We start from the raw sequence: 25644 nt of genomic DNA, 5'->3' as shown, positions 1-25644 counted from the left end.
CGTGTTCAATGCGATAAGCGGGGCTGCGGCGCGGTTCATTGCGGCGCAGGCAGCGTGAGGGGGACGGAGCAGGCCGAGCCAGGAGCCGTAAGCACCATGGGTGCGGGCAATGTGGCCGGCGTCGCGCGAAGGTAGGCGGTGAAGGTCAGGTGCTTGCGCCGTTCGGAGCCTTCACCAGCAACCGGACGCTTGCGCCAGCGGTCGGTCAGCCCGATGCCGGCGACGGTGCCGTCCGGCTGCAGCAGCCGGACCGAGTCGGGGGCGGTGGAGTTGGCTGGCAGGAGGGCACCGGTGACCAGCATGAAGCGGGGATCTTCCGGGACGGGGTTCACGGAGTCGATGACTGCACGGCAAGCGGTGGGCGGTATTGCGTCGCGCTGGCCCAGCGCCTGGTTAGCACCTGCCAGGGGCGGTTTGGCGAAGATGCCAATGCCGTGCTGCACCGCCCTTCGGGCCAGCACAATGCCGTAGCCTTCGTCCCATATCAGCATGCCGGTGCGCCGTGCATCGTGCACCTCGAGCAGCAAGGCGAGGGCTGCGGTCATGCGCAGGTGGGGCACATCGGTGCGCCGGGTGCCGCGCATCTGCACTGCGATCATCAGCGCGAGCAGCACGACCAATAGTGTTACCGCCAGCGCGCGGGCCTTGCCGCGCAACGCAATGAGAGTGGGCCAGTAAAGAATGGCGAGCGCCGTCCAGGCCATCATCGTCGGTGTGGTGTAACGGCTGGACAGGGCGCTTTCCAATCCAAAGGCCAGCCGCCCGCCCGCCGTGGCGAAAGCGATGCCTGCCACATAGGCGATGAAGGTCAATAGCGACAGCTCTAGCGCATGCGCACGGGGCACACGCAACGCGGCCACTAACTGGCGCAGGGTGAGGGCCAGAAACAACACGCCAAAGCACTGTCCGATCCACATCTGCCTGGGCGATTTCGCCATCAGCTGGAAGGGGCTGCCAAGGTACTGCAGCATGTACTGCAACATGCCGAGGGGATTCTGTTTCAAGGTGCCCAGCACACTGCCGTGCGCGACGGGTGAGACGTAGTCCCACAGGTAGGCAGCAAGGCAGGCGAGGGTCAGTGCTAACAAGATGGTGAGGCGCCGCCAGCCCATACGCAGCACTGTCGCGTACAGGACCATCATAGGCAGCGCCATGATGCCGTTGATCATGGTGCCAATGCTGAGCACGCCGATGGCACAGGCTGCGGCAAACCAGGCCTTCGGCGCTTTGTCTTGCGTCGAACGGTAGAGGCTGTAGAAGCCGATCAGTGGCAGTAGTTGCGCCAGAAAGAACTGGCTTTGAAACGCCCATGTCAGGTTTTCTTGCTGCACCCATGACAGCAGCCATGCGCCCATGACCACCAACGAGCCAAGGATGAGGGCTGGATTCATGCGGCCTGCGTGCGCGCGCAGGTAGGCATGCAACGTTGTCACCGCAGCCAACACCAGCAAATAGTTGATGGCGATGAGAAAGAGGAATCTGCCGCCGAACCAGGCTTGGTCAACCCAAAAAAAACCGCGGGTGATAACAATCCTGTGTTCGTTCATCTGCTCCCACCACACAGGCCATCCGGCGCCTTCGCTTACAAAAGCCAGGAACCCAATGGAATGCCACATATCCCAGATCGGTACCGGCGTGTATGCACGCCATGCTGCGACGGCGGTGGCCAGCAAAAACCAGCCGCCATACAGCAGCAGTACTGCCACCGCCCATTGCGGCCAACGCGAAAGCAGTCGCGCCATCGCTCAGATGTCCATCTTGTTGAAGATGGCCCGTGGCAGGTTGCGGATCACGAGCATGATCAGTGCCCATTTGGCCGGGGCATACACCACCGGGGTGCCGCGCTGCATGCCTGCCACGACGGCGGCCGCGACGGACTCTACGCTGGCCAGTTTGGCTCCGCCCGCCTTGAGCGCGGCGGTCATCGGGGTGTCGGTCGGCCCCGGCTTGATCAGCACCACGGAGACGCCAGTCCCCGCAAATCGATGCTGCATGCCTTGTGCATAACGGTCTACAAGGCCCTTGGCGGCGCCGTAGACGTAATTGGATTTGCGTCCCCGGTCGCCCGCGACCGATCCGATGATGCCGATGGTGCCGCGCCCGGTGGACTGCATCGAACGTGCGAAGCCTTCGGCGCAGAGTGCGGGGGACAGGCCATTCACTACGAGCGCCGCCTGTGCCAGCAACAATTGCTGCTGGCACTGGGCCTGGTCGGGCAAATCGCCATGTGCGATCAGCACAGCGTCTGGAGTGCACAGCGATTGCACATGCTGCACCATGCCTTCGATAGATGCTGCCTGCGTCAGGTCGGCTTCCACCACCTCGACCGTCGCCCGCGGCGCGCGCACACGCAGGTCATTGGCCACGCCTTCCAGCCGGAGGGCATCGCGCCCCACCAGCACCAGACGTTTGGTGGGCTCGGCCTGGAGCCACTGCCGGGCGCAGTGCTGTGCGATGAGAGAAGTGGCGCCTACGATGACGATGGTGTTGAACGGTGGATTGCTCTGCATGTCGGAATCAAATGCCAAAGAAGGTGGAGAGGGGGCAAGAGGGCTGCGTCACCAGCCCATCAGGCGCTGCGACATGGCGGATTGGATGCCAGGGTCGCGGAACGGCAGGAACTGCGCGAGCTTGGGATAGCCGGCTTCAAACAGAGCTCGCGGCATGCGCGCGTCCTTGGCCGAGTAGAGGCGCCCGCCCGCTTCGGCCACCACGCTGTCCATTCGGTCGAAAAGCTGCAGTGTCTTGCTGCCGAGATTGGGGAAATCCAGTGCCAGGGTGACGCCGGGCTGTGGAAAGCTCATCATCCCGACGGATTCGCGATTGCCGAACGTCTTCAGCACCCCCAGAAATGATCCCTGCCCTGATGCGGTGATCTCGCGCAGCAGCGCCGCGATGGCCTGCGGCCCCGAAGCGCGTGGAACCACACATTGGTACTGGTAGAAGCCCGGGCGGCCGTAGATGCGGTTCCACTCCTGCAGGTTGTCGAGCGGGTAAAAAAAGGGAACGTAATGTTGTCGCGCTGGTCCGGCCCGGTGGCGGTTCAAGTGGTAATAGGCCGCGTTGAATGGCCGCAAAGTGGCGCGGTTCACCAGCGAAAAGGGCGGAGCGAACGGTATGGTCCGTGGACGGTGCCGATGGGGCGCGTCCGGAGCGTTGGCATCGGCAGCAGCCATGTTGGCTCGCAGAAAGATTCCACGGACGTTACGCCCGCCATCGCGTGCGGAGAGGCAATCTATCCAGGAAACCGTGTGCTCCCAGTAGGATTCCGATGCATCCGCGAGCGCGAAAAACGCGTCCAGCGATTGATAAGGGATGGTCTCGGTGTCCAGCCAAGCGCTGGGAATGCGCACCAGGCGCAAGGTGGCCTGGGTAATTACTCCGGTCAGGCCCATGCCGCCGACAGTTGCCGAGAACCAGTCGCTGCGCTCCTGCGGACCGCAACTCATGGTTGATCCGTCCGTGCGGAGCAACTCAAGAGCGTACACGTGGTCGCCAAACGATCCCCGCACGTGGTGATTCTTGCCATGCACATCGTTGGCGATGGCGCCGCCCACCGTGACCATCTGTGTGCCGGGGGTGACTGGCAACATCCAACCTCGTGGCACGAACACGCGTTGTATGTCCTGAAGCAGTACGCCAGCTTCACAGGTGAGGGTGCCGGTGGCTTCATCCCACGACATCATTCGATCCTGCAGCGCAGTGAGCCACAGAATTCCACCAGGGTTCAGGCCCACGTCTCCGTAACTGCGCCCCATGCCGTGCGGCAACCCGCGTTCACCTGCTGCCAGCGGCAGAGCAGTAGGAGGGTGGTCCAACAAAGGACGGAGCGTGTGGGCGTCTTGCGACAGCCGCCCCCAGGAGCGTGCGATTACCATGGATAACGGGCGCTGGCTGCCAGAAGAACTGCGCAGAAAAGGCCGCCTGCCACCAGGCTGACGCGATCTTTGAATGCGAATACCAGCGGATCGTCATGCATCTCGCCACGCGCAGCGCACAGCCACATCCGGCTGACCCAGAAGCACAGGATGGGGACGGTGGCCCAGACGAGTTCCGGCGTGTCGTACATCAGCAGCACGGTGGCGCTGTTCAGATAGAGGGCCAGCACTACGACAGCCGTATAGGCTGCCGCAACGCCCAGCGATTGCACCATGGAGGCGTCTGACGTCAAGTAGCCCCGCCCGTGGGCTTGGGTCTTCCCGGCATCGCGCTGTACCAGCAGTTCGGCATACCGTTTTACGAAAGCAAGCGACAGGAACAGGAAGGCAGAACATGCCAGTAGCCAGAACGATGTGGGCAAATCGGCGGCCATCGACCCGGCAACGATGCGCAGCGTGTAGAGAAATGCGAGGGTGACGCAGTCAAGCAGCGCGATGCGCTTGAGCGAAAGTGAATAGGCCCACGTCAACGCCAGATAGACCAGCATCCACGCCAGAAACGGCCCCCCCACCAGTGCGGCCAGATAAAGGCTCAACCCGGCGAGGACCGGTACCGCCAGAACACCGTGTGAGGACGGAAGCAGCCCTGTTGCGAACGGACGACGACGTTTGCGCGGATGCTCGCGATCGCTCTCCAGATCCAGCAGATCGTTGGCGATGTACACGGAAGAGGCACAAAGACCCCAAGCCAAGAAGGCGAGGACCAGGGTGAAGATGGCGTCGACATTCTGAAGCTCATGGGCCGCGAGCAACGGCACGAAAAGCAACATGTTCTTGAGCCATTGATGCACACGCGTGGCGCGAAGCCACAGCAAGATGCGACTTTGAGATGTGGCGGCTGGCAGCACTTGAGTCACATTGCCCAGGGCCTTTGCCTTGGCTACAACCGCGTTGGATGCGTTCACCACAATGGCCTGGCGGGCCACCTTCCAGACAGCCATGTCCACCGAGGCATTGCCAGCGTAGTCAAAGCCCTGCATTCCAAAGATTTTTACCAGGCTATCAGCCTTGTGACTACCCGAAAGATTCAGTGCTCCATCACTGGCCATGACATGGTCAAACAGACCCAGATGACCAGCAATGGAGTTGGCTATAGCGGAGTGAGAGGCGGTACACAGCACCAGTGTGCGCCCCTGCGCTTTTTGCTCACGTAACCAGGCAAGTAACGGTTGGTTGTAGGGCAGTGAAGCCGGGTTGATGGATGTGCGGTCGGAAATCTCTTTCTTGAAGCTCGCCTTTCCCTTTGCCAGCCAAAGGGGCGCCTGCAGCAACAGCCAGGGACTGGTCCGCGCCAACTGCAGCGACGACTCGTGCAGCATGTCTGTCAGGATCAGCGTTCCATCCAGATCCACAATAAGTGGTATGGCGTTATCGACTGGCAGAGCGTGGCCGGAGGAGGCGTTCAACGGAAGCTTTCGGAATCAAGAAATTGTGTCGGAGTGTGTTCGGGGCGGCTGCGGATTGTAAATTGCGGCCCAACCATGCAGGGCTTTCGCCGTGTTCCTGGGTATCGAGTGAATGATCGTCTTGAGTGAGCTGGCCTTGTACCAGAGCACCGAAAGCGCGGCCAAAGCAAAACGCCTGCGCATCGATAAGACGCTACAGGCGTGTTGTTAACGTGAGGGGCGCAAAGGCGCCCCTGTTCCGATTAAAGCGCTGGAATACGCAGCTTCTGGCCAGGATAAATCTTGTCGGGGTGAGACAGCATGGGCTTGTTGGCCTCAAAGATTGCCGGATATTTGTTCGCATCGCCATAGAACTTCTTGGCAATCGCCGACAGGGTATCGCCACGCACCACGTCGTGATACTGGGCCTCAGGTTCCGGATTGGTAACGACCAGTTGATTGTCCACACTGGTGACGCCAGCCACGTTGCCGCAGCAAAGCGTGACCTTTTCTTTGGCCGCCTGCGTGGGTGCATCACCCTTCACGGTCACCTTGCCTTCGGGCCCCTGGAATGCAACCTGCACGTTGCCTGTGCCCAGGTTTTGCGATGCGATGTAGGTTTCAATCGCCTTGCTGGCTTTTGCATTGAGTTCATCCTGCGTAGGTGCTGATGCGGGAGCCGCCTGTGCATCCTTGCCGCCGAACAGCTTCTCTCCAGCTTCCTTGATGAAATTAAAAAGTCCCATGGCATCGGCCCTCTGATGGTGTTGAAAGAGCCTTGAACTGTAGCGGCCACCTGTCTCTGTGGGTGTCGGAAGATGCGCCGAACCGGAATTCTTAACATTTGGGCGCGGGATGCTGGCGAATGCCCTGCTTGGGCTAGGCTGAGCCGTTCGGTGACAGGCATCTGGGTAAAACTCGTGATAATTCGCACATGACTTTCCTGGCCATAGATGTTGGCAACACCCGCCTCAAATGGGCGTTGTTCGACGCGCCGCATCCCATGGCTTCCGTGCGAGCCCACGGCGCAGAGTTTCTGGACCACATCGACCGCTTGGCGGAAGGTGCGTGGGCGGGGCTGCCTGCGCCCTCGCGCATGTTGGGGTGCGTGGTTGCTGGCGACGCCGTGAAGCGCCGAGTAGTCGAACAGATGGAGCTGTGGGATGTACCTGCCCAGTGGGTAGTGTCATCCGCGCAAGAGGCTGGCCTGGTCAATGGCTACGACCATCCCTCTCGTTTGGGGTCGGACCGGTGGGTGGCGATGATCGGCGCGCGTCATCGCATGCTGGCCAGGGGGCGGGCGCGACCTTTGATCGTGGTGATGGTGGGTACTGCGGTGACGGTCGAAGCCATCGATTCCGAGGGGAGGTTCCTCGGGGGGCTGATCTTGCCGGGGCACGGCATCATGCTGCGGGCTCTGGAGGCCGGAACGGCGGGGTTGCACGTGCCGACCGGAGAGGTCCGGCTCTTTCCCGCCAACACCAGCGATGCGCTGACCAGTGGCGGCACCTACGCGATTGCTGGCGCTGTGGAGCGTATGGTGCAGCATGTCATTCAGCATTGCGGCGAGGAACCAGCGTGCATGATGACGGGTGGTGCGGGCTGGAAGATGGCCCCCAGCATGACCCGACCCTTCGAACTCATTGAAAACCTGATCTTCGACGGACTGCTGGAGATCGCAGCGCGCCGGTTTGCCGAAGTTCCTGCGTGAGTCGGCGCATTTGAAAGCTTGTGGGTAGTCCTAATTGCCCTCGTCAAGGGTTGACGTGGCCAGATGGTGTTCCCATTTACGCTGGGCCAGGTTTACGGCCAAGTGCTCTGCTGCATCCTGCGGCATGGCGCACGATGCAGCCTTATAGAGTTGCATCGCTTCGCCTGATCGCGCATCACCTTCCAGCATGATCAGCGCCTTCGCATATTCGATTTTGCCGATGATGCTTGCCGGGTTGTGGGCAAGCGCCTCTTCGAAAAGGCGCAGTCCTTGGTCTTTGCGGGCTGAGAAAGTCAGCCCCGCTACCAGCGGCCCGACCTTGTCGATGACTTCGGCATGGAATGCGCCAAGCGCAATGCGCGCATCGGCGTGCCGGGGTTCCAAGGCGATCACTTGCGTCAGCGTGTCGCGCACTCTGGCGCCCAGTCCTTCTGCCAGTGCTTTGGTTACGCTGATTCGCTGCGCATATCGCCCTAGTGCATAAGCGTGCCAGAACCAAGCATTGGCATTGTGAGGGTCTGCAAGTGCCTGCCGGCGGGAGCGCTCGGCCGCCAACTCCAGAAGCTCCAGGCGGCGGCTTTCACTGCGCTCCAGATAAAGCGCGTACACGATGGTGGCTTTGTTGGCGGCGGTGGTGCCGGCGCCACCTGCGACCAGTCCGGCTTGCTCGGCCTGCTGAAAGTGCCCGGCGTGAAATAACCCCCAGGCCTGCAGCGCTCCTGCGTCGTTGGGGTAAGGTTCTGCATCTCCGGCGTGCAGTTGCAGCCATGCTGCGCTCAGCTTTTCGGGGCTGAAGGCGTAATCTGCCGCAGACGAAAATGGAGTCCAGTAGGGCATGACGTAATCCTTTCTGGAGCAAGGCGGTTTCGTCAGGCCGCTGCCAATGCGTCCGTTTCGATGGGTTGGGTCAACGAGGCCAGGCGGCTGCGTTGTTCGGGTTGGAGATAGGGCGTCAGCAAGTTCATCACCATCTGCACCCCTCTCAGCAACGCCAGCTGCGCACTGGCCGGTTCCAGTGCGTGACGTGGATTGCGCACGTATTCGAAACTGAGCCAGTAGGTCGCGACGATGATCATGTTGGTGCTCGTATCGGGAACATCCTGTTCGTCCATGTGAAGCACCCCGCTTGATCGCATGCCGGCCAGCATCGACTGCATCGCTTGTACTTTGTGCCCTATCACCGGCTGAATGGCGGTTTCCAGCTGCCGGTTACGGGACATCAAGTCATTGAGGTCACGGTAAAAAAATCGGTACTGCCAGATCAACTCGAATAAGGCGCGCAGAAAACGCCATGCATCTTCCAGCGTACGCACACCGGTGCAAGCTTTCAAAACCTCTCTCAAAGCCACCTCAAACCGAGCGAAAAGTGCGTTGATCAACTCGTCTTTGGCCGGGTAATGGTAATAAAGGTTGCCCGGGCTGATGCGCATTTCAGCTGAAATGGCGGTGGTGGAGACGTTGGGTTCGCCAAAGCGATTGAACAGTTCCTGGCTCGTTTCCAGAATGCGTTCAGCCGTGCGGCGCGGCGCTTTTTTCGCCATGTGCTGCCTCCACTGTCTTGTTGTGCGAATGTCTCGCAATCACTCTACTCCACGCCTTCATTTTCGACACGCTGCACTGCAATATGAACTTGCACCCTGCGATGCATCCAGCATCAGCAGGCGTTGCTGGCTGCTGGCTCACTCCAAGATGGTTACGTGTTCTCATGAGCCAATGTGATAATTCGCGCCTTGCCATCTGGCCATTCCGAATTCTTTTTTCTATGATTCTCGTCACTGGCGGCGCAGGCTTCATCGGCGCCAATTTTGTTATCGACTGGCTGGCTTCATCCGATGAGCCTGTCATCAATCTCGACAAGCTCACGTACGCGGGCAATCTGCAGACACTGGCCGGACTGCCGGCCGATGGACGGCATCTTTTCGTACAAGGTGACATTGGCGACGCCGAACTGGTTGAACGTCTTTTGAACGAGCACCGCCCCCGTGCCGTCGTCAATTTTGCGGCCGAGTCGCATGTCGACCGGTCCATTCACGGGCCGGGTGAATTCATCCAGACCAATGTGGTGGGCACGTTCCGCTTGCTGGAGTCGGTGAGGTCTTATTGGCAGGGGCTGCCTGCTGTCGACAAGGATGCTTTTCGTTTCCTGCATGTGTCCACCGACGAGGTGTATGGCACCCTGGCAGCCGATGCGCCCGCTTTTACTGAAAGCCACGCGTACGAGCCCAATAGCCCGTACTCCGCCAGCAAGGCTGCCAGTGACCACTTGGTACGTGCCTGGCATCACACCTACGGCTTGCCCGTGCTCACCACCAACTGCAGCAACAACTACGGGCCGTACCACTTCCCGGAGAAACTCATCCCGCTGATGATCGTCAACGCGCTGGCAGGCAAGGCATTGCCCGTGTATGGCGACGGCATGCAGATCCGCGACTGGCTTTATGTGAAGGACCACTGCAGTGCCATTCGTCGCGTATTGGAGGCGGGCCGATTGGGCGAGACCTACAACGTCGGCGGCTGGAACGAGAAGCCCAACATCGAGATCGTGCACACCATCTGCGCGCTGCTTGACGAACTGCGTCCACGCGCCGACGTGCAGAGCTACAGCAGCCAAATCACCTACGTGACGGACCGCCCAGGCCACGACCGCCGCTATGCCATCGACGCCCGCAAGATCGAACGCGAGCTGGGATGGAAGCCCGCAGAAACCTTCCAGACCGGCATTCGCAAGACCGTGCAGTGGTACCTGGAGAATGCTGAATGGGTAGCCGGCGTGCAGACCGGTGCCTATCGCGAGTGGGTGCAGACCCAGTACACCAACGCGGTTGCAGCATGAACATTCTTTTGCTGGGCAAAAGCGGCCAGGTCGGCTGGGAACTGCAGCGAAGCCTTTCCGTGCTGGGCACAGTCACCGCTCTCGATTTCGATAGCACCGACCATTGCGGCGACTTTGCCAACCCCGCGGGTATTGCCGAAACAGTGCGCACGTTGCGCCCCGACATCATCGTCAATGCGGCCGCCCACACAGCCGTCGATAAAGCAGAGAGCGAGCCCGACTTCGCTCGCACGCTCAACGCCGTCACGCCCGGCGTGCTGGCTGAAGAGGCCGCGAAGCTCGGGGCCTGGCTGGTGCACTACAGCACCGACTACGTGTTCGACGGCAGCGGCGATCGTCCCTGGACTGAGGCCGACATGCCCTCACCTCTGTCGGTGTACGGCCGCACCAAGCTGGAGGGCGAGCAACGCATCCAGCAGGCCGGTTGCCGGCATTTGATATTGCGCACCAGTTGGGTGTATGCCGCGCGCGGCGGCAATTTTGCCAAGACGATGTTGCGCCTGGCGCAGGAGCGCGACCGGCTCACCGTCATCGACGACCAATGGGGTGCGCCCACCGGGGCCGATCTGTTGGCCGATGCCACCGCCCATGCCCTTCGCCATGTTCACCAGTGCCCGCAGGATGGGGGCTTGTATCACTTGGTGGCGGGCGGTGAGACGAACTGGCATTCCTATGCAAAATACGTACTGGCGCAGGCGCAGCAAGCGCAACCAGCTATAAAAATACTAGCAAAAGAGGTGGCGGCTGTCCCGACCAGTGCGTTTCCGACGCCTGCGGTGCGCCCGCACAACTCGCGCCTGGATACGCGCAAGTTCCAATCCACGTTCGATCTGACCCTGCCGCATTGGCAGGCCGGGGTGGCCCGCATGCTGGCCGAGGCCATCTGAAGCCGACAGGAAGAAAGACCCTACCCATGACCGCACGCAAAGGCATCATCCTCGCGGGAGGCTCCGGCACCCGCCTGCACCCGGCCACCCTCGCAATCAGCAAGCAACTGCTGCCGGTGTACGACAAACCGATGATCTACTACCCGCTGAGCACCTTGATGCTCGCAGGCATCCGCGAAATTCTCATCATCAGCACGCCGCAGGACACGCCGCGCTTCGAGCAGTTGCTGGGCGATGGGAGCCAGTGGGGCATTCAGTTGCAGTACGCCGTGCAGCCCAGTCCCGATGGACTTGCCCAGGCCTTCCTGATCGGCGAAGCGTTTCTGGCGGGCAGCCCCAGCGCACTGGTTCTGGGCGACAACATCTTCCACGGACACGATTTTGAAGATCTGCTGAGCCATGCCATGCAGCGCGAACACGGAGCCAGCGTATTCGCCTATCACGTGCTGGATCCGGAGCGCTATGGGGTTGCGGAGTTCGATGCCCGGGGCAAAGTGCTGTCCATCGAGGAGAAACCAAGGGCTCCCAAGTCGAGCTACGCCGTCACCGGACTGTATTTCTATGACAGCGATGTCGTCGAACTGGCGCGGCAACTGAAGCCTTCACCACGCGGTGAGCTCGAAATTACTGACTTGAATCGGCTTTATCTCAATCGCGATGCTTTGCATGTGGAAATCATGGGGCGAGGGTATGCATGGCTCGATACAGGCACCCACGAGAGTCTGCTCGAGGCCGGACAATTCATTGCTACCTTGGAGCACCGGCAGGGGCTGAAAATTGCGTGTCCGGAAGAAATAGCCTGGCGCCGAGGATTCATCGACGACAAGCAACTTGAGCGCTTGGCCAAGCCTTTGTACAAGAGCGGGTATGGCAAATACCTTGAGCGCATTTTGAAAGAGCCTGCCCTGCCATGAGGTCTACCTCGGTGTCCTGCGACCCTTGCGCAGAACCGTTGCAAGAGGTTTTGAGAAACCAGCAGGGCCTGTTCGAGGAATCAGAATTGGCCTACCGCCGTGCTGAAAGACCTCCCTCAACACCCTGTTGCGCTTCACCTGCTGGGTATATTGAAAGCACACCAACGAAACCCAGGGAAGCGCTCAGTTTCTTTCAGCAAACTTTGCTGAGTCGGCCCGACGACGCAGTGGCGTACACAATTTGACTCGCTGTTTTCTCAAATTATTAAATGAAAATCATCAAAACCAATATTCCAGAGGTCCTCATCATCGAGCCCAAGGTGTTCGGAGATGCTCGGGGGTTCTTTTTGGAAAGCTTCAATCAAAAGGCGTTTGATGAAGCGACGGGAGTTAATTATCAGTTTGTGCAAGACAACCACAGCCGCAGTTCCAAGAATGTGCTCAGAGGGCTGCATTATCAGTTGCATCAGCCCCAAGGCAAACTGGTGCGTGTGGTGAGTGGTGCCGTATATGACGTGGCGGTCGACATTCGCAAAAGCTCAGCGACTTTTGGGCGATGGGTGGGGGTCGAGCTGAGTGCAGACGACCACCGGCAGTTGTGGGTGCCCCCGGGATTTGCGCATGGTTTTGTCGCACTCAGCGATTCTGCAGATTTTCTGTATAAGACCACTGATTATTACGCACCGGCCCATGAGCGTTGCATCTTGTGGAACGACTCCTCGCTTGCCATCGATTGGCACATCTCAGAGGAGCCTAATCTTTCAGCAAAAGACGCACAGGGGGTTTCCTTGGCCAATGCTGAAATTTTCGGTTGAAATGAGAGACTACCAACGCTACACACTGAACAAACCTCATCGTTCATCGCGCAGCGTCCCCTGCATAGCGTGAAAAAGCTTGTCCGAAGCGAACTGGGGATTAAGTGGGTCGAGCGAGAAGATATTGTGTCCGCGGGGCACACGCTGCCCTTCCCAAGTGGGTTCGACAAAGAAGGATAGGAAGTCCGCCCCTTGTTCAGAGTGACTCTTCAGCACGTCTGCCATTGCTTGGCGATCCATCGCCTTCAACGGGTGAAATTCAGTGACGCCATAACGGTGATGGCCTGATCGTTTCAACCAATCCGAAAAGGTCGGTCCGTACGTCGACTCCCCATACAAACTCACGCCCAAGCGCAACCCTGAACCACTATTTTTTCTTAGCGAATCTTCAATCGCAAATTTGTGGGTATCCCAACTGGGATTGGTAAATGGAATGATCTGGTGCGTGTAGCGAGGCACGCTTGCCAAGCAGGAGGCTTGCACGGGTTTATCGATGTACGCTAGATACCGGCTGATTTGCCGTGAGCGAAACGCGTGCCACAGGTTGACTAAAGGGTTGTAATAGTATGACGACTGTTCTTGAGGGAAATCGATTGAAGCCTGCAGTGCGGGAGAGGCAGGCAGTGATCTGGGCAAAGCCCGCTGGGGCTGAAGCTGCGGAGTGTTTTGCTGCCTATCCATCACCGCAACCTGTCGGGTACCCAGATGGCTCAGCCGACCGGGCTCGTCTTCCAAAAAGATATCGAGTTGGTGCAGGCCGGTGGGCCATTGCCGAAAGTCCAATTCCAAGCGCCAGCCTGTGTTGGCCGACCCGAACTGAGGCATCGCAGCCAACACGTCTTGTCTGCTCAGTTGTACGGCAGCTTTTCCGGCATACACGCCGTTGCGGTAGATCTGAATGTGTAGAGGCCGGCCTGGCTGCGCATTCGGCAGGAATGCCCATCCCGAAACGGGCAAGCTTCCGTGCGCAAAAGAATCGATATGTTCTGAAAATCGAGTTAATGGCTCGGTACGAATATCCTTGGACGGCGGATCAATCTCGTTGAACGATCGATAATTGCTACCAATCAGCCTATTGAATTGTGCGATGGATTGGAACTCACGCTCCAAACTTTTCCGGAAGTTACGAACGGACTCTGCACTGTAGTCGGTGATGCGATAGGGCGTCCCGTATCCCATGCCCGCTTGAAAGTCGGGAAACAAATGATGCAACTCTCCCAGCAGCGTGATGGCACGGATCTTTTCGCGGTCTTTTTCCTCAAGTCCGCAAGCTTCATCCAATACGGCGTGTATCGCTTGCAGCCTACGCTGGGTGATGGGGTTGTCGGTACGTGCAAAACTCCAGTTGTAAATAGACGAGTCGTAATAGGAATCGACTCCTAGAGGCCCGTCTCTTGTTTGAGCCAGATTCGCTGTGTCCTCCGCCAATTCGCGCTCGATAGGAGCGTTTGCTGCGAAGTGGGTGGAGAAAAGGTAAAGCACTAGTGGGTGGTTAGAGTCGCGGATTGTGTGAACCAATCGCTTGACCATGTCTTGATCAATTTCCCAGCGTTGCCCTTCTTTTTTAAACAGTTGCAGCAACGGCACAGGCAGTGTGTAGCCCAGCGGGTAACGCACAGGTGAAGTAGGTGTGGGGCTGAAGTCCTGCAGCGTGGCATCAATCAGCGCGCCAGCAGAACCGTCGGAACCGCCGCACCGTTTTGCCAGGCTGGCGGGTACATCAGAGTTCGGCGGTTGAATTAGTATGCACGGCTCAATCACACCGACCATGGGCGCGATCATCATTCCGCGCATTAAGGGGGCAGTGTGTGTAGCGCGCTCGAACCAGAGTGCACCCAATGCACCTGCGCAGATAATTCCTGCGCCACTCAGTGCGATCGCATAACGAACGTATCGGGTCGAAGACGGCGGAATTGAGGGTAAGTCTGCGGGCATGAGTCAGGTGGTTTGGTCGGTTGGCTTAGCAGTTACTGTAAATGCACAAAACCCGCGTGCAGTTGCTGCCGTCCTGAGCACAGGGCATCCGGCGCACTGCCTCCATGGCGCCCGGCTACACTGCAAGCCATTGCTCGCCGAGGGAGCATGCATCGCGACGAGTGCATTCTTCTCTGGTGGCGTTACTCTGCTATCGTGCCATGAACCATCCTTCCCTATCCGAACGTGTAGAGCCTATGGGCGTTGACGTCGTGGCTCCGCGTCTGCGCATTGGTGAGCTTCTGGTGCAGTCAGGCAAGGTGAGTGCGCGAGACGTCGACCGTGCCTTGTTGGCTCAACAGGAAATGGGCAGCATGCTGGGCCGAGTGCTGGTGCGGCTGGGGCTGGTCTCCGAAATCGACGTGGTTCAGGCGTTGGCTCGGCAACTCGAGATACCGATGGTGTCCGAGGATGCCTTTCCTGAGTTCATTCCTGAGGTGGAGGGCCTGCTGCCCGACTTTATGCAGGCCAATATCGTCTGTCCCCTGTATGTGCAGGACGAAGCGCTGCATGTAGCGATGGCTACTCCACAAGATGCGTTTGTACTGAAGGCGTTGCGCTTGGTCACTGGGCGCCAGATCATCCCTCACCTTGCGCTAGAGAGCGTTATTGAAAAGGCACTCACGGAGCCCCAGCAGGCGCCTGCTGATGAAGAGGCCGTGGATGATGGCTTTGGCGACGGCATGGATGGCGGCGACTTCGTCGAGCATCTGAAGGATCTGGCTAGCGAAGCGCCTGTGATCCGCTTGGTGAACTCGATCATTGGGCGGGTCATCGACCTGCGTGCATCAGACATTCATTTGGAACCGTTTGATGATGGCCTCCACGTGCGCTACCGCGTGGACGGCGTGATTCATACGGGAGAGCTTGTTCCACCTCGCCTCAGCGCGGCTGTGAATTCCCGGGTGAAATTGCTGGCCCATCTGGATATTGCCGAGCGGAGGTTGCCGCAGGACGGGCGCATCAAGACCCGAGTCAAAGGGCGTGAACTTGACCTTCGGGTCTCTACCGTACCTACGGTTCACGGAGAAAGCGTGGTGATGCGGGTACTGGATCGCGCGAGTGTGCGGCTCGACCTTGAAAAGATGGGTTTTGAGAAAGACACGCTGGCCCGGTTCAATATGCTTTTGGCGCGACCTCACGGCATTTTGCTTGTCACGGGCCCTACCGGTTCCGGCAAGACGACCACGCTTTACGCCGCGCTGTCCAAGATCGATGCGGACGCCAACAAGATCATCACGGTCGAAGACCCGGTGGAGTATCAGTTGGAGGGTATTAACCAGATCCAGGTGCATCCGCAGATCAACCTGACGTTTGCCAACGCTCTGCGCTCCATCCTGCGGCAGGATCCCGACATCATCATGATTGGTGAGATGCGAGATGGCGAAACGGCTCAGATCGCGGTGCAATCTGCGCTCACTGGGCACTTGGTGCTATCCACCCTCCACACCAACACCGCAGCCGGTGCCGTGATTCGCATGCAGGACATGGGTGTTGAGAGTTACCTCATCACTTCGGCTGTCAATGGCGTGCTGGCTCAGCGGCTGGTTCGCACCTTGTGCAGTCACTGTAAAGAGGCTTACGAACCTGGTGCTGAGGTCAGGGAGCGCACGGGCTTGAACCGTTTCGCAATCTCTGGCCAGCTGGTATATCGCGCCGTAGGGTGTGAGCAGTGCCGCCAGTCAGGTTACAAAGGGCGGATGGGTATTCATGAATTGTTCGTACTGGATGAACCTATGAGGCGTGCCATCATCGACGGGCGTGATGCCAATGCCCTGAATGCTTTGGCGTCTCAAGCAGGAATGCTCAACTTGTACGAAGACGGTCTGCGTAAGGTCGCTGCGGGTTTGACTACGCTCGACGAATTGGCGCGTGTGACACAGGATCAGTCGGATGCCTGATTATTCCTGGCGGGGCGCGTCTGCCGAGGGCAAGGTCATCGAGGGCCACTTGAACGTGGTTAACGAAGCTGCAGTGCTCAGGCATTTACGAGACCAGGGATTGACCCCTCTGGCTGTCACCGAGGGTATTACAGCAGCTGCGGCATTGGGCAAAGCTGGCTCGGCCTCCAGTGCCACCGCGGCAGCCATGCTGGCGCCCACGCGCAAAACCCGGGTGGACAAAAGCCCTGTCAGATCTTCGGATGTGCTTGCGCTGACGTCCGAGTTATCCATCATGTTGAGAGCGGGTCTGGCACTGGACAACGCATTGCGAGTACTCATCGAGATGAGCTATAAGCCCAGCGTTGCCTTGTTGCTGCAGGGTGTGCTGGATGCGGTCAAAGGCGGAACACCGCTGAGCCGGGCGCTGGTCCCCCACCGGGACCTCTTTGGTGACTTCTACATCAACATGATTCGTTCTGGAGAAGCCAGCGGGCAAATGTCGGCGGTCATGGAGCGGTTGGTTGAGCACATGGAGCGTCAGCGTGCACTGCGTGAAAGCGTGATCTCGGCCACCATTTACCCAGCTATTTTGCTGGGAGTAGCTGTACTCTCGCTGATCGCAATGCTGGGCTTTGTCGTTCCGCAATTCGAGAAGTTGTTTACCGATATGGGGGATGCGCTGCCCTTGCCGACCCAGTGGGTCATGGCACTCGGGCACGCTTTCAAAAGTTATGGCTTGTTCATCGGTGTGCTGCTCTTCGGAGCTTTTTCGTTATTGATGCGCTGGTTTCGTTCGCCCCCTGGCAGGGCATGGTGGCAAGCATGGCTCCTGAGGCTTCCACTTGTAGGGCGGTTAACCCTCAAGTACCAACTGACACTTTTCTCTCGCTCGTTGGGCACTCTGCTAGGTAATGGCGTTCCCATGTTGACAGCCTTGCACATTGCCACTGACACCGTAAGCAACACCGTTTTGCAGCAGGCGCTCAGCAAAGTGGCACCTATCGTCAAGGAGGGGGGCAAGGTGGTTCAGGCTGTTTCCGCTACGCTTATCTTTGAACCGTTGGCCATCAATCTGATACGAGTTGGCGAAGAAACGGGGCGCATCGGACCGATGATGCTGGAGTTGTCCAACATATTGAACCGTGAGGTGGAAACGGGTATCAAACGCCTGTTGACGTTGGTGGAGCCGGTGCTGATCCTGGTTCTTGGCGTGCTTATCGCAGCCATCATCGTGTCGATCCTTCTGGGCATCCTGTCGATCAACGACCTAGCCGTATAAATTTTTTTCTAAGGAGCCGCTTTTCATGGCGCAAACTCGTGCGAGCCGTACCGCCGGCCAACTGCAATCCCGCCGGCCTGTGCGTGGTTTTACCCTGATCGAATTGTTGGTAGTGCTGGCCATCTTGACTCTGCTGGCCGGCCTTGTTGGCCCTCGGGTGCTTAATCAGTTAGGGGGAGCCAAGGCGAAGACGGCAGGTGTGCAGATCGCTGATCTCGACAAGTCACTGGAGCTCTTCAAGCTGGACGTGGGGCGGTACCCCACCACCGAAGAAGGCCTCGAGGCTCTGGTCAAGCGCCCTGGGACTGTGAACGGATGGTCGGGCCCCTACCTCAAGGGCGGTGTCCCAAGCGACCCTTGGGGGCATCCTTATCGGTATGCAGGTCCTGGCCCGAATGGTGGCATTGAAATCCTGTCTTTGGGTTCCGACGGCGCTCCGGGTGGTGACGGCGAAGCTGCCGACCTCCGGAACGTCCAGTAAGCCATCATCGCGTCGTTCTGCCTCGTTGATAGCATGCGTCGCGCGCGCGGCTTTACGCTGGTAGAGCTTCTTGTGGTTTTTGCCATTCTGGCACTTGTCATTGGATTGGTGCCTGTTGCTTTTGAGCGGCTCCGCGAATCGTCGCAGTATCGTGATGCTGTTCGCACAATGTTCAGCCAAATGCGATCTGCTCGCGTCACGGCCATGGCTGAAGGCCGGGAGGTGCGGTTCACGGTGGACCTGCAGGGGCGAGCCTACGGTATGGAGCCGAACCTCAAACCATTGCCTGAGCCACTGCAACTGCGGGCCATTGTTGCAGGCAGGGAATTGGGGCCTCAGGGGCAGGCATCCATCCGGTTTCTCCCGAGTGGTGGAGCAACTGGCGGAAGCATAGAGATACTTCGCTCGCCCCAGGTTGGGACACGGCTGCGCGTTGACTGGTTGTCGGGGCGTGTAAGCCAAGAGGCTCTGACGCCATGAGGCACATCGTGCGACAACGCGGAATGACGCTGCTGGAATTGCTGGTTGCGTTTGCCATCATGGCGCTGGCGCTGGGCATGCTCTACCGCGCCATGGGCAGTGGAGCCCGCAGCGCGGGTGATGTGGAGCGCTATCAGCGTGCCGTTCTGTTGGCTGAGTCTGTCATGTCGCTTCGTGATGCGGTGCCAGAACAAGGCTGGCGCCAGTCGGGTGCGAGTTCAGGCTACCGCTGGCAGGTCACTTCCACTCCTTTCGGCACCGGCTTGTCAGGAGCTAACATTCCGCCGCTGCACGAGGTGCGGATCGTCGTCACTTGGTTCGATGGCGACCGCGACCGCAACTTTGAACTCATCACATTGCGGCCACAGCGAAAGCCACCAGAAGCGGGGTTTTCTCGGTGAAAGGCTGCATTGACCGGCGTTTGCCTTTGGTTGCTGCTGACCATTCCCGCGGCTTTACGCTGGTGGAGCTGCTGGTGGTTATTTCCCTGCTGTCTCTCATCATGTTGGCTCTGGGCTCTGCGCTGCGTACCGCGGCCCAGACGGAAGTGCGGGTAGATTCTAGGCTCCAGCGCGCTGATGAATTGCGCGTGGCGCAGGGCTTTCTGCGTTCAGTGCTGGAGCGCGTGTCAGCACAGAAGATTGCGATGCCAGTGCCTTTGGGTTCGAGTCAGTTCTTTTTTCTCGGCCAGCCACAGCAGTTGGCTTGGGTGGGCGTAATGCCTGGCCGGTATGGCGCCGGAGGGCGATATCACTTCCGCATTGGATTGGTCGATTCCGCTGAGTCCGGTGGTGCGCTGGTCTTGCAATACACGCCGTGGATCGATGTCGCCACTTTGCCTAACTGGAACAGCGCGGCGTCGTACACCCTTATGACTGGCGTGAGCAACGTGGCGCTCCAATATGAAGACGCTCGGTATGAGCCACCGGTATGGTCTGCATCCTGGGCGGAGGTCGATGTGCTCCCACAGCGGGTATTGATCTCTGTCCAGGCCGCAGACGGTGCCTGGCCTGAACTCGTTGTACCTCTGCGCGCTATGCCAGCCAGCGACCCTCGTTCCAGCGAACCAACGTTCGGAGGAGGCTAGAGTGCAAACTCGGTGCAAATTTGCTGGTGTCGCACCCCGGCGCGCCGCTCTTCGCGGCATGGCGCTTATTGCTGTGCTATGGATTGTGGCGGCTCTTAGTGTCATCGCTACCGGACTGGCCCGGTCTATCCGAGACGAAGCCCGCATGATGTCCTTGTCACGGCAGTCGGTGCAGGCGCAGGCTTTAGGTGACGGTGCTATTCAGATTGCGCTTCAGGCCTTGTCCGCTAACAATCAGCCTCTAACGCAGTGGGTGCAATCGCAAGTGGTGTATCGCGGCGTTTCCATGCAAGTGCAGGTCACTCCATTGAGTGGATACATTGATATCAATGCGGCCCCGCCGTCTCTATTGGAACGGCTGTTTTCTGTCGCAGGAGGACTTGCTCCGGCTGCGGCACAGACTGCCGCGCAGGCCGTGATTGCGGTGCGTGATACGCCGGACGCCAGGGGCGCGCGGCAGCGGTTCGAAGCAGAAGAAGACCTGCTAAGAGTGCCCGGCATTGACTATGACCTCTATGCTAGACTCGCCGATCTTTTGACTGCCGACGTACGCGGTTCAGGCCGTGTAAACCCATTGGCAGCGCCTGTTGAGGTGTTAATGGTGCTGACCGGCGGCAACGCAGGTGCTGCGATGCAGATCGCTTCCAGAAGGGCAGCGGGTCAGGTGGGGGTGGACACGTCTTCTATTGATGGGTCGCTCACCGAGATTTCCGCAGTGAGGCAATTCCGAATACAGGCGAGGGTGCCCATGGCCGACGGATCGGTAATGCGGATTGCCCGCAACGTCGCTTTAGATGCACGGATGCCAGATGGCGCTCCGTGGCACACCTTCCGCACTTTCCGCAGTGTTGAGCCTGTCCAACGCGCAAACACCCAATAACAGATGCCGTCCCTTTCCTCCGACGCCCGTTTTCTAGGCATCGACCTCCATACACTTTGGCGAGACATTCGTCACGCTTGGGCGGGGGTGAATGACTGGCCTGTGCTGTCGTGGCTTACGCCTGAGCCGCAGGTGGTATTGCTGCACGCAGACGGCGGGCAATCATTCTGGTGCGGTGGTGTTGTGTACGCCCAGCCCGTCGGTCGGCTCAAAGCTAGTTTTACAGCGCTGGAGTTGCCCGACGACTATGTGCTTCGCCGCACACTGACGCTGCCACGTATCGCCAGCAGTGATCTGGAAAGCGCCATTGCCTTGCAGGCTCGCTCCATCAGCCCGTTTCCTGTCGACGATCTAGTGTGGGGTTACATTGCTCGGGGCGGCGCCCATGAGGGCACTTTGGTAGAGCTCATGCTTGCGTCACGCAGGCAAGTATCTGCGTACGCTGCATCGCAGGCAGCGCGACTGGGCGCTATTGCCGATTACGAGGTGTGGGTGCGAGGCGCTGACGGATTGCCTGCGGTACTGCGCGGCTATGGAGAGGGCGCGCGCAAGGCCTATGCTCGTCGCTTTCGCAAGGCGGGGTACGCCTTGCTTGCCCTTAGCGCAGTGCTGTTGTTGGCAATGGCCATCACCCCTACTTTGCAGTTACGCATGCGTGCTTTGCAGGCATCAGCATCGTATCAGGCACTCTCACAGCGGGTGGCGCCGCAGGTTCAGCAGCGGGAGGCCATGCTGAAATCCATCGAAAAACTTAGTGCGCTGTCCGAATTGGTGTCAGATCGGCTGGAGCCTTTGCGTGTGTTGGACATGCTGACCAAGGTGCTCCCTGACGATACGGCAGTGCAAAGCTTCAAACTGCAAGGGCGCAAGGTGACGCTGGCTGGAATCACTGGCAATGCTTCTGCCCTGATGCAATTGCTGGGTGAGCAACCTGGGTTGCGCGACGTGAAAGCGCCAAGCCCGGCAACCCGTCTCGGCACCTCTGCCAAAGAGAGCTTTGTGATCGAATTCACGCTTGACCTGAGAGAGTTTGGCGTGGTGGTGCCCGCGTCGGTAGCCTCCACTGCTGTGCTTTCAACTGCTCCAACGGCTTCATCGCAAACTGCTTCGGTCGCGGCGCCAGTACCAGCAACCTCAGCTGCGCCCACTTCAAACGGTCTTGCCGGTGTTGCCCCTATCGCTGCGGCAGGTGCAGGTGGCAGCGGTGGGGCGTCGTTCGGTGGGGCCGCCCCTCCCGTGCCGGTCGGTGGAAAGACACCGTGATGAAAAAATTACATGTTCGCGAGTTAGCTCTGGTGGTTGGCACGCTGTTGGTGGTACTTAACCCTTTGGTCGTTGGCGGTTGGTATGTGGCCAGCAAGCACCGATGGGCACAGGGACAGCTTGCCACGTTGGAGCCGCGCCACGCACGGCTGCTTGGATTGGAGGTTCAGCGTGAAGAGATAGCGAGCGTGCTGAGTAAGGCCAATCAAATGCGCGCGCAGTACATCTACCCTGCCACACAAGATCCCAATCAGACAGGCAATGTGGCCCAGCAAAAGGTTCGAGATATTTTCAACGCTGCAGGTCTTCAGATCAGAAGCAGCCAAGTGTTGCCATCTAAGGATGAAAAAGGTTTTGATCGCATTCCCCTGACGCTTCGTACCGAAGGCGATCTGATCGCGGTTCAGAGCGCGCTGGCAGTGCTCAGCAGCCAGTTGCCCATCATTATTCTTGATGATCTGGAAATCCAAGTCGTGGGCGGCCTTGCCAGCGCGAACCCAAAATTCACGCCCAAGTTGACGGTCCAATTCGGCCTCAGTGTGTTGCGGGAGCGTCCATGAAAAGGTATGCACTGCATCTTTTGACGGTGCTGGCCGCCGGGCTATCCTTATTGTTGGCGGGCTTTTGGCTCAAGCCCGACGGTTCTGTGCGCAACGGCACCTGGGTTCCGCCTGAACCAGTTCTGAACGACTACCAGGCGATGCTGCCAGTCCTGCCTCCCATAGGATCCGCAGACACCACCCGTTTTGTCGCCATGCTCGACAGACCCATCTTCTCCGCGACCCGGCGTCCACCTCCTCCCCCGCCTCCTCCGGAGTCGGTTCAAGCTCCGCCTCCCGACAATCTCAGCACTGCCCGTCTATCGGGCGTTTTCCAGGGGGAGGGTGTCGGCGGCGTGATCATGTTGATCGGTGGTAAGCAACGTCGAGCGCAAATCAACGATGCAGTGGAAGGTTGGACCCTCAGATCTATCCAGGGGCGGACGGTCACTTTTGGCCGCGGCGCGCAACAACGGGTGCTCACTTTGGAGCGCGCGCTGCTGCAAACAGCTGGGGCAGAAAGTGCCTCTACACCTGCTTCTGGCCGCGCCACCCCTGTCACTCGAGGAGCCAGGCCCGTGCAGCGTGGGCAGGTTTCTGTGCCTGCGGTGCCTGTTGCTGCAAGTCCCACGCCAGCGGCAGTTGCTCCGTCCAGTCCACCTGCCGCAGCGGCTGCAGCGCCTCGTGCCGCAACGGCGCCGGCGCCTGGGCGAACAGGAGACGCGCCCGCTCCATCTGCTGAGCCTACATTTGGTGGGCGTTAATTGCCCACTCGCAAGTTTCACCGTGATAGATCGGTAAATCAGAATGACTTTTCCCCGCTACGCCCTCACCACGTTGGCTCTCGCTGCACTCGCCACGACTGTGGGAGCACAGACAAATCCCGCCTTGACAGAAAGTGGTAGCGCTTCCCCTTCCGGTATGCAGCAGTCGCCCACCGCTGCAGCGGATGCTCCAGCTCCTGCCGCGCAAGACGGAACAGTCGAATCCAAGCCCCGATTTATGCGGGGCAATGATGTTGTGGTGGCGCCCCCGAAGGTTGTGCCGCCTCTCACCGGGGCGCCTCTATCGTTCAACTTTGAAGAAGCGCCCGTCTCTGAGGTGGTTCGCACGCTGCTCGGCGACATTTTGAAAGCGCCGTATGTGCTTCATCCGCCGCTTGCGGGCACGGTGACGTTGTCTACACGCACGCCTATACCACCAGATCAAGCGGTGTTCTTGCTGGAAAGTGCACTGCAGGCTAACGGCTTGGCCATGTTGCGGGACGCTCGAGGCACCTACCACGTTGGCAAGCCTGAACTACTGCGAGGCATTGGCGGCTCTATTCGCCAAGCGGGCCGTTCTACTCCCCTGCCACCTGGTTATGGCGCTGTTGTCATCCCCTTGCAGTTCATTGGCGCTGGCGAAATGGCGTCCATTTTGCGACCAATGGTGCCGCCAGAGTCCATCGTCCGCGTGGACCCTCTTCGCAATCTGCTCGTCATGGCCGGCACGCGTACGCAGGCTGAAGGCTGGCTCGACATGGTCAGCACCTTCGACGTTGACTTGCTCAAAGGCATGTCCGTGGGGATTTTTCCCTTGAAGCACGTTTCCATCGAAGAGGTGGAAACGGCCTTGCGGTTGATGGGGGGTGGCGGAGCGGATGGCAGCCCGGCAGGCCGCAGCGGTGCGGCAGGTTCCCCTGCTGGCGCGGTGACCGCGGGCACGGCAGGCGCTGTCGGGCAGGGCGCGGGCGCAGCGCGAGGTGCTGCAGCACTGACAGAGAGCAACACATTTTTTGGTGCGTTGCGCATCGTGCCCATTGAGCGCCTCAACAGTATTTTGGTCGTTACGCCTCGTGCATCGTATTTGGAAGAGGCGCGCCGCTGGATCGAAAAACTAGACCAACCAAGTGACAACGGAGCAGAGCCACAACTGCATATCTACAAGGTGCAAAACGGCAATGCCCGTCATTTGGCCGGCGTGCTTAGCGGTATCTTCGGCGGGGGGGCGGCCAGTGGTGGCTATGCCAACAGCGGCGTGGCGCCTGGTCTGGGCGGCGGGTATGGCAATACGTCCAGCCAAATGGGGAACTCAGGCTTTGGCAATTCAGGATTCGGCAATTCAGGCTCTGGTAATTCAGGGTTTGGCAATTCGGGTTTTGGTAATTCCGGTTTCGGGAACAGCAGCGGCTTCGGCGGCAATAGCGGGTTCGGCAGCCGCGCCTCGGGTGGTCAGTTCAGTCAGGGCGCAAACAACAATGGCTCAACGAATCAGGGCACAACCACTGCATTGATAGGCAATATCCGTGTCATGGCGGATGAACTCAATAACTCCATCTTGGTATGGGGTACCAAGAGCGAATTCTCAAAGATCGAACCCACGCTGAAGCGGCTGGACTTGCCCCCCACACAAGTGCTGATCGACGCGTCCATTGTCGAAGTCACGCTGAACGATTCGCTGGAATACGGGCTGCAGTGGGCGTTCGGCGGTGGGGCTGGAAGCTACGACGGCGCAGGCGTTATGAATACTTTGCCGAATGGTTTGAGTGCGCCGCCCAGCCGCACCAGCCTGAACAACATCAATGCGGGTTCAGGTTTCACTTATTCACTGCTGAATTCAGCGGGCAATGTGCGAGTGATCTTGAATGCATTGGCCAGCAAAGGGCTGGTCAAGATGGTGTCCAACCCGTCGCTGATGGTTCTTGACAATCATGTGGCAATGATGTCGGTGGGCAACCAAGTTCCCGTCCCAACGCAGTTGCTGCGTGATACCAACGGGGCGACGAGCCAGGGTTATCAATATCGTGATACGGGGGTCAATCTCGCCGTGACGCCATCAGTGAATGCAGGCAATCTGGTCACAATGCAGATTGACCAGTCTTTGACAGACACGTCAGATGTCAACAATGCCAATGATCAGCCCACCTTCCTTCAACGGCAGATCACAAGCAAGGTCGCGGTGCGTTCCGGAGAAACCGTGGTGCTTGGGGGTCTGATCAAAGACACGCAGTCGTCCGGTAAGCGTGGCATACCACTGTTGCAAGACATCCCGGTAGTCGGTAATCTTTTCGGAACAAATAGCCGGGCAGGGGACCGTACCGAACTACTGGTCATTCTGACTCCGCGCGTGGTGCGCACGGACCCAGAAATTCGTGAGGTTAGTGAAGACCTGCGCGACCGTCTCAAAGGTCTGCGTGTCATTGACGAGCGAAACTCGCGAACGCAAGGTGCGGCTGCCTTACCTGCTGCCAAGCTGCCTCTGCCTATCAATCCTTTGCCGGCGCAGTAATAGGCTGATCCGATGATCATTTCCT

At 59.1% G+C, this 25644-nt stretch carries 23 protein-coding genes; 15 read left to right on the top strand and 8 right to left on the bottom strand.

Going from position 1 to position 25644, the window contains the following annotated elements; all coding sequences use genetic code 11:
- Positions 1-35: 35 nt before the first annotated feature.
- The 5 genes from RQI28_RS16155 to lysM form a co-directional block, all read right to left on the bottom strand.
- Complete coding sequence (locus RQI28_RS16155; protein WP_311222584.1) at positions 36-1742, bottom strand: hypothetical protein; 1707 nt, start codon at positions 1740-1742, stop codon at positions 36-38.
- A 3-nt stretch (positions 1743-1745) separates the two neighbouring features.
- Positions 1746-2510 carry an SDR family NAD(P)-dependent oxidoreductase gene (locus tag RQI28_RS16150; RefSeq protein WP_311222583.1) on the bottom strand — a complete coding sequence of 255 codons (765 nt, stop codon included), beginning with the start codon at positions 2508-2510 and terminating at the stop codon, positions 1746-1748.
- Between the two features lie 48 nt (positions 2511-2558).
- Positions 2559-3878, bottom strand: coding sequence for an FAD-binding oxidoreductase (locus tag RQI28_RS16145; RefSeq protein ID WP_404976906.1), 1320 nt, complete (start codon positions 3876-3878; stop codon positions 2559-2561).
- Complete coding sequence (locus RQI28_RS16140) at positions 3872-5344, bottom strand: UbiA family prenyltransferase (protein ID WP_311222581.1); 1473 nt, start codon at positions 5342-5344, stop codon at positions 3872-3874. Before RQI28_RS16140 ends, RQI28_RS16145 begins: the two co-directional genes overlap by 7 nt.
- A 242-nt stretch (positions 5345-5586) precedes the next feature.
- Complete coding sequence (gene lysM / locus RQI28_RS16135; RefSeq protein WP_311222580.1) at positions 5587-6069, bottom strand: peptidoglycan-binding protein LysM; 483 nt, start codon at positions 6067-6069, stop codon at positions 5587-5589.
- Positions 6070-6257: 188 nt separating this feature from the next.
- On the opposite strand from lysM, the gene RQI28_RS16130 reads away from it, so the two are divergent.
- Positions 6258-7034 (top strand): type III pantothenate kinase, encoded by a 777-nt coding sequence (locus tag RQI28_RS16130; protein ID WP_311222579.1) that lies wholly within the window; start codon positions 6258-6260, stop codon positions 7032-7034.
- 30 nt (positions 7035-7064) lie between these two features.
- Here the strand turns inward: RQI28_RS16130 and RQI28_RS16125 are convergent, their stop codons facing one another.
- Both RQI28_RS16125 and RQI28_RS16120 read right to left on the bottom strand, forming a co-directional pair.
- A complete protein-coding gene (locus RQI28_RS16125) occupies positions 7065-7871 on the bottom strand; it encodes a hypothetical protein (protein ID WP_311222578.1) in 807 nt (268 codons plus the stop codon).
- A gap of 32 nt (positions 7872-7903) precedes the next feature.
- Positions 7904-8575: a TetR/AcrR family transcriptional regulator gene (locus RQI28_RS16120; protein WP_311222577.1), complete on the bottom strand. Its 672-nt coding sequence runs from the start codon at positions 8573-8575 to the stop codon at positions 7904-7906.
- A gap of 221 nt (positions 8576-8796) precedes the next feature.
- On the opposite strand from RQI28_RS16120, the gene rfbB reads away from it, so the two are divergent.
- From rfbB to rfbC, 4 genes are all read left to right on the top strand, one after another.
- On the top strand, positions 8797-9867 hold the full coding sequence (rfbB, locus tag RQI28_RS16115) for a dTDP-glucose 4,6-dehydratase (RefSeq protein WP_311222576.1): 1071 nt from the start codon (positions 8797-8799) through the stop codon (positions 9865-9867).
- Complete coding sequence (rfbD, locus tag RQI28_RS16110; RefSeq protein ID WP_311222575.1) at positions 9864-10754, top strand: dTDP-4-dehydrorhamnose reductase; 891 nt, start codon at positions 9864-9866, stop codon at positions 10752-10754. The genes rfbB and rfbD overlap by 4 nt, the downstream gene beginning before the upstream one ends.
- A gap of 26 nt (positions 10755-10780) precedes the next feature.
- Positions 10781-11668, top strand: coding sequence for a glucose-1-phosphate thymidylyltransferase RfbA (rfbA, locus tag RQI28_RS16105; RefSeq protein ID WP_311222574.1), 888 nt, complete (start codon positions 10781-10783; stop codon positions 11666-11668).
- 269 nt (positions 11669-11937) lie between these two features.
- Positions 11938-12483 (top strand): dTDP-4-dehydrorhamnose 3,5-epimerase, encoded by a 546-nt coding sequence (gene rfbC / locus RQI28_RS16100; RefSeq protein ID WP_311222573.1) that lies wholly within the window; start codon positions 11938-11940, stop codon positions 12481-12483.
- Positions 12484-12519: 36 nt separating this feature from the next.
- Here the strand turns inward: rfbC and RQI28_RS16095 are convergent, their stop codons facing one another.
- The gene (locus RQI28_RS16095) at positions 12520-14268 is read right to left on the bottom strand and encodes a hypothetical protein (protein ID WP_311222572.1); all 1749 of its coding nucleotides are present in this window, start codon (positions 14266-14268) and stop codon (positions 12520-12522) included.
- A gap of 386 nt (positions 14269-14654) precedes the next feature.
- On the opposite strand from RQI28_RS16095, the gene gspE reads away from it, so the two are divergent.
- The 10 genes from gspE to gspD all read left to right on the top strand — a co-directional run bounded on the left by gspE (position 14655) and on the right by gspD (position 25619).
- The gene (gene gspE / locus RQI28_RS16090) at positions 14655-16358 is read left to right on the top strand and encodes a type II secretion system ATPase GspE (protein ID WP_311222649.1); all 1704 of its coding nucleotides are present in this window, start codon (positions 14655-14657) and stop codon (positions 16356-16358) included.
- A complete protein-coding gene (locus tag RQI28_RS16085; protein ID WP_311222571.1) occupies positions 16351-17619 on the top strand; it encodes a type II secretion system F family protein in 1269 nt (422 codons plus the stop codon). Before gspE ends, RQI28_RS16085 begins: the two co-directional genes overlap by 8 nt.
- A gap of 25 nt (positions 17620-17644) precedes the next feature.
- Positions 17645-18100, top strand: coding sequence for a type II secretion system major pseudopilin GspG (gspG, locus tag RQI28_RS16080; RefSeq protein WP_311222570.1), 456 nt, complete (start codon positions 17645-17647; stop codon positions 18098-18100).
- Between the two features lie 33 nt (positions 18101-18133).
- Positions 18134-18580: a GspH/FimT family pseudopilin gene (locus RQI28_RS16075; RefSeq protein WP_311222569.1), complete on the top strand. Its 447-nt coding sequence runs from the start codon at positions 18134-18136 to the stop codon at positions 18578-18580.
- Positions 18577-18981 carry a prepilin-type N-terminal cleavage/methylation domain-containing protein gene (locus tag RQI28_RS16070; protein WP_311230443.1) on the top strand — a complete coding sequence of 135 codons (405 nt, stop codon included), beginning with the start codon at positions 18577-18579 and terminating at the stop codon, positions 18979-18981. The genes RQI28_RS16075 and RQI28_RS16070 overlap by 4 nt, the downstream gene beginning before the upstream one ends.
- A 26-nt stretch (positions 18982-19007) precedes the next feature.
- Complete coding sequence (locus RQI28_RS16065; protein ID WP_311222567.1) at positions 19008-19667, top strand: prepilin-type N-terminal cleavage/methylation domain-containing protein; 660 nt, start codon at positions 19008-19010, stop codon at positions 19665-19667.
- 145 nt (positions 19668-19812) lie between these two features.
- Positions 19813-20547, top strand: a complete 735-nt coding sequence (locus RQI28_RS16060; RefSeq protein ID WP_311230445.1) for a type II secretion system protein GspK — start codon at positions 19813-19815, stop codon at positions 20545-20547.
- A 3-nt stretch (positions 20548-20550) separates the two neighbouring features.
- Positions 20551-21810 (top strand): PilN domain-containing protein, encoded by a 1260-nt coding sequence (locus RQI28_RS16055; RefSeq protein ID WP_311222565.1) that lies wholly within the window; start codon positions 20551-20553, stop codon positions 21808-21810.
- Positions 21810-22370 (top strand): type II secretion system protein GspM, encoded by a 561-nt coding sequence (gspM, locus tag RQI28_RS16050; RefSeq protein WP_311222564.1) that lies wholly within the window; start codon positions 21810-21812, stop codon positions 22368-22370. The genes RQI28_RS16055 and gspM overlap by 1 nt, the downstream gene beginning before the upstream one ends.
- 900 nt (positions 22371-23270) lie before the next feature.
- Positions 23271-25619 (top strand): type II secretion system secretin GspD, encoded by a 2349-nt coding sequence (gene gspD, locus RQI28_RS16045; RefSeq protein ID WP_311222563.1) that lies wholly within the window; start codon positions 23271-23273, stop codon positions 25617-25619.
- Positions 25620-25644: the final 25 nt, after the last annotated feature.

The organism is Acidovorax sp. WCS2018Noco2-16 (genome assembly GCF_031843945.1).
Classification (GTDB): Bacteria; Pseudomonadota; Gammaproteobacteria; order Burkholderiales; family Burkholderiaceae_C; genus Paracidovorax.
The sequence above is the reverse complement of the archived record's forward strand: the minus strand, read 5'-3'. Positions and strand labels throughout refer to the sequence as shown.

Bases quoted from the DNA above. Each gene is read 5' to 3' on its own strand.
- RQI28_RS16155 (WP_311222584.1), bottom strand. From the start codon at position 1,742: ATGGCGCGACTGCTTTCGCGTTGGCCGCAATGGGCGGTGGCAGTACTG.
- RQI28_RS16150 (WP_311222583.1), bottom strand. From the start codon at position 2,510: ATGCAGAGCAATCCACCGTTCAACACCATCGTCATCGTAGGCGCCACT.
- RQI28_RS16145 (WP_404976906.1), bottom strand. From the start codon at position 3,878: ATGGTAATCGCACGCTCCTGGGGGCGGCTGTCGCAAGACGCCCACACG.
- lysM (WP_311222580.1), bottom strand. From the start codon at position 6,069: ATGGGACTTTTTAATTTCATCAAGGAAGCTGGAGAGAAGCTGTTCGGC.
- RQI28_RS16130 (WP_311222579.1), top strand. From the start codon at position 6,258: ATGACTTTCCTGGCCATAGATGTTGGCAACACCCGCCTCAAATGGGCG.
- RQI28_RS16125 (WP_311222578.1), bottom strand. From the start codon at position 7,871: ATGCCCTACTGGACTCCATTTTCGTCTGCGGCAGATTACGCCTTCAGC.
- RQI28_RS16120 (WP_311222577.1), bottom strand. From the start codon at position 8,575: ATGGCGAAAAAAGCGCCGCGCCGCACGGCTGAACGCATTCTGGAAACG.
- rfbB (WP_311222576.1), top strand. From the start codon at position 8,797: ATGATTCTCGTCACTGGCGGCGCAGGCTTCATCGGCGCCAATTTTGTT.
- rfbD (WP_311222575.1), top strand. From the start codon at position 9,864: ATGAACATTCTTTTGCTGGGCAAAAGCGGCCAGGTCGGCTGGGAACTG.
- rfbA (WP_311222574.1), top strand. From the start codon at position 10,781: ATGACCGCACGCAAAGGCATCATCCTCGCGGGAGGCTCCGGCACCCGC.
- rfbC (WP_311222573.1), top strand. From the start codon at position 11,938: ATGAAAATCATCAAAACCAATATTCCAGAGGTCCTCATCATCGAGCCC.
- RQI28_RS16095 (WP_311222572.1), bottom strand. From the start codon at position 14,268: ATGATGATCGCGCCCATGGTCGGTGTGATTGAGCCGTGCATACTAATT.
- gspE (WP_311222649.1), top strand. From the start codon at position 14,655: ATGGGCGTTGACGTCGTGGCTCCGCGTCTGCGCATTGGTGAGCTTCTG.
- RQI28_RS16085 (WP_311222571.1), top strand. From the start codon at position 16,351: ATGCCTGATTATTCCTGGCGGGGCGCGTCTGCCGAGGGCAAGGTCATC.
- gspG (WP_311222570.1), top strand. From the start codon at position 17,645: ATGGCGCAAACTCGTGCGAGCCGTACCGCCGGCCAACTGCAATCCCGC.
- RQI28_RS16075 (WP_311222569.1), top strand. From the start codon at position 18,134: ATGCGTCGCGCGCGCGGCTTTACGCTGGTAGAGCTTCTTGTGGTTTTT.
- RQI28_RS16070 (WP_311230443.1), top strand. From the start codon at position 18,577: ATGAGGCACATCGTGCGACAACGCGGAATGACGCTGCTGGAATTGCTG.
- RQI28_RS16060 (WP_311230445.1), top strand. From the start codon at position 19,813: ATGATGTCCTTGTCACGGCAGTCGGTGCAGGCGCAGGCTTTAGGTGAC.
- RQI28_RS16055 (WP_311222565.1), top strand. From the start codon at position 20,551: ATGCCGTCCCTTTCCTCCGACGCCCGTTTTCTAGGCATCGACCTCCAT.
- gspM (WP_311222564.1), top strand. From the start codon at position 21,810: ATGAAAAAATTACATGTTCGCGAGTTAGCTCTGGTGGTTGGCACGCTG.
- gspD (WP_311222563.1), top strand. From the start codon at position 23,271: ATGCAGCAGTCGCCCACCGCTGCAGCGGATGCTCCAGCTCCTGCCGCG.